This window comes from Hydrogenophaga sp. (assembly GCF_028698005.1).
GTDB lineage: Bacteria > Pseudomonadota > Gammaproteobacteria > Burkholderiales > Burkholderiaceae_C > Hydrogenophaga.
Window position 1 is genome coordinate 1 of the sequence record NZ_JAQVEJ010000280.1, and the last position, 2,549, is coordinate 2,549.

The following is a 2,549-nucleotide window of genomic DNA, read 5'->3' on the forward strand; positions in this document are numbered from 1 at the left end:
GCGCGCTGCCCTGCGGCTTGTGCGCCTTGCGGGCCTCCAGCGCCTCGCGGTCATAACAGACGTTGCGCCGCCCCGTCGGGCTCTCGGCCGCGCAATCGCAGAAAACCAGCCGCCCCCGGCCACCGCCGCCCCCTGCCTCGCCCAGGTCGACCACATCGGGCTCGCCGCCGCTGGCCTCCATCGCCCGCAAGGCACGCAGGGCCTGCGTATCGGCTTCGAGCCGCGCCGCCACCGCCGCCCACCCCAGCCCGGGGTGGCGGGGCATGTGCCGCTCGAAACGCGCCTTCAACGCCTGCAGCAATTCTTCGCGTTCATGGCCTGTCATGGTGAGCCATCATGAAAGCCCGGGCTCGATCAGTCAACCGGGAAGGACCGTGCGGAAGCACTCTGTAACTGGATCACCGTGCCATCAGCGCGAACACACCCCAGCCCAGGTATTCCCGCGTGTAGGTGGCGTAGCGCACGGGCTCCGAGGTCAGTTGGGCGCGAACCTCTGCGGCCAGCTCGTCGCCGGGGTGGGCCTCCAGCCACCGGCGCATGGTGAGCCATTTGGCCGCCTCGTACCGGTCCCAGCCGTCCTGGTCGGCCAGCACCATTTCCACCACGTCGTAGCCCAGGCGGCCGAACGACGCGAGCAGCTCGGGCAGCACGAGAAAGTCGGCCACCGCGCCGGCAAGACACCCCTTGGCCACCTCTTCCGAGGGCGGCAACTGCCGCCAGTAGGGCTCGCCGATGAGGATGACCCCGCCGGCGCGCAGGCTGCGCGCCAGCAGCCCGATGGTGCCGGCCACGCCCCCGCCGATCCAGGTGGCCCCGACACAGGCCGCCACATCGGCCTTCTCGCCAGCAACATAACCCGCCGCATCGCCATGGATGAACGCGACCCGGTCGGCGACGCCGAGTTCTTCGGCGCGGCGTTGCGCCTGCTCGCTGAACAAGCGGCTCATGTCGACGCCGGTGCCCACGATGCCGTGGTCGCGCGCCCAGGTGCACAGCATCTCGCCCGAACCGCTGCCCAGGTCGAGCACCCGGGTGCCGGCTTCCAGGCGCAGCGCCGCACCGAGCGTGGCGAGCTTGTCGGGCGTGATCGGGTTGTGGATGCGGTGCGCGCTCTCGGTGATGTTGAAGATGCGGGGGATATCCATGGCGGTGGTAGCAGTGAAAATAACCGCGGTCAGAAAGTGACCACCACGGAGGCGGCGTAGAAAGCCTGGCTGGCCGGCAGATCCCGCACCACCAGTTGGATGTGGTCGATCAGGCGGCCGCGATGCAGTTCCTGGGTTTCCATGTCAAATGCTCCTTCCCGTTATGCCGCCTGCGGCTGGCTGTGCCACCAGATACGCGCCTGCGAACAAAGCCCCGCGCTGAGCCGCGCCTGAAGGATGCCGTCCAGCACCATGCGGGGCAGCGGCTCGCCAGGCTGGCGGGCGACCAGGTTGGTGCCGGTCGACCTGGCCCAGATCTGGAACAACTCCTCCGAAGCCACCTGATAGGTGACATGCCAGTGCGCGACACCGGCCGCCGGCGTGTCCGCCAGCACCTCGAAGAACAGGCGCACATCTTCCTGCAACTGCACGCGCTTCCAATACTCGACCAACTGCGCCGTGCCGCGCTGCACCTGGAACGGGGTGTTGTGGTATTCGCCGTCCGGGTGGAACAGCGCGGCGAACATGGCCGGGTCGCGCTGCTCCCAGGCAGCCTTGTAGCCTTGCATGAATGTCTGGATGGTCATGAGATGCTCCTCAATGGTGGGGCAACAACAATGAATGGCCGTCAGTCCGCATGACCCAGCGGGCGCCTTGACCGCCACGCGTGAATCAACCCGGCCTGGAAGAACAGCACGGGAAGCTCGAAACCGCCTGACGCGATCATCGCGGCGATCCTGCCCGGCGGCAGAACCGCCACGTCGCTGGCATAGGCCTTGCGCATGCGCTCCATCGCCTCGGGTGACACATCCGATGCCGCCATCATGTTCATCCAGGCACGAAGCAACACCTCATATTCGGGCGACGCCACATCCGACGCCAGATCGGCGCTGGCCAGCATGCCGCCGGGCCTGAGCTTCTCGGCGATCTGCCGGAAGAATGCCGAACGCTCCTGCGGGTCGAGGATGAACTGAGACACCAGAAAGCAAGTGGCCGCGTCGTGCGGCTCGACGGCGGCAGCAAGCGTATCCAGGTACCCCTCATGGAAATGGCAGCGTGGTGCGAACCCCTCGTCTGCCGCGCGTTGCCGGCAAATATCGAGCATGGGGCCGGAAGGCTCCACCGCCGTGAACCGCCATGCCGGATGCCGCTGGGCAAGGTGTGCCAGCTCCGCTCCCGTCCCCACACCAACGCAGAGAATCCGCGCATCGGCAGGCAGTTCGGCGAACAAGGATTCCAGCAGAAAGTACAGGCACTCCTTGATCGGCGCCGTCTTGACCCACTGCGCGTCGTAGCTGGCGGCCTGCTGGTCGAAGATGGCTTTGATTTCGTTTTGCCTCATCCTTGCCTCTTTTCGCCTGACATGAGAGGCGCTTGCGGGCCATGGGCCGGAAAGCATCTTCT

The 2,549-nt window shown here is 66.8% G+C and carries 4 protein-coding genes and 1 pseudogene; all 5 read right to left on the reverse strand.

The window, feature by feature from the left end:
• Positions 1–325: DUF4256 domain-containing protein (locus tag PHQ87_RS16010; RefSeq protein ID WP_300236612.1), on the reverse strand; the 325-nt coding region annotated here is incomplete at its 3' end.
• 73 nt (positions 326–398) lie between these two features.
• Positions 399–1,145, reverse strand: a complete 747-nt coding sequence (locus tag PHQ87_RS16015; RefSeq protein ID WP_300236615.1) for a class I SAM-dependent methyltransferase — start codon at positions 1,143–1,145, stop codon at positions 399–401.
• Between the two features lie 50 nt (positions 1,146–1,195).
• Positions 1,196–1,288: pseudogene (locus PHQ87_RS16020) on the reverse strand (VOC family protein); the annotation flags it as partial.
• Between the two features lie 18 nt (positions 1,289–1,306).
• Positions 1,307–1,732 carry a nuclear transport factor 2 family protein gene (locus PHQ87_RS16025; RefSeq protein WP_300236618.1) on the reverse strand — a complete coding sequence of 142 codons (426 nt, stop codon included), beginning with the start codon at positions 1,730–1,732 and terminating at the stop codon, positions 1,307–1,309.
• A 41-nt stretch (positions 1,733–1,773) separates the two neighbouring features.
• The coding region (locus tag PHQ87_RS16030; protein WP_300236621.1) for a class I SAM-dependent methyltransferase at positions 1,774–2,549 on the reverse strand (776 nt) is incomplete at its 5' end.

Coding starts and splice junctions, on each gene's coding strand:
- PHQ87_RS16025 (WP_300236618.1), bottom strand. CDS start 1,732: ATGACCATCCAGACATTCATGCAAGGCTACAAGGCTGCCTGGGAGCAG.
- PHQ87_RS16015 (WP_300236615.1), bottom strand. CDS start 1,145: ATGGATATCCCCCGCATCTTCAACATCACCGAGAGCGCGCACCGCATC.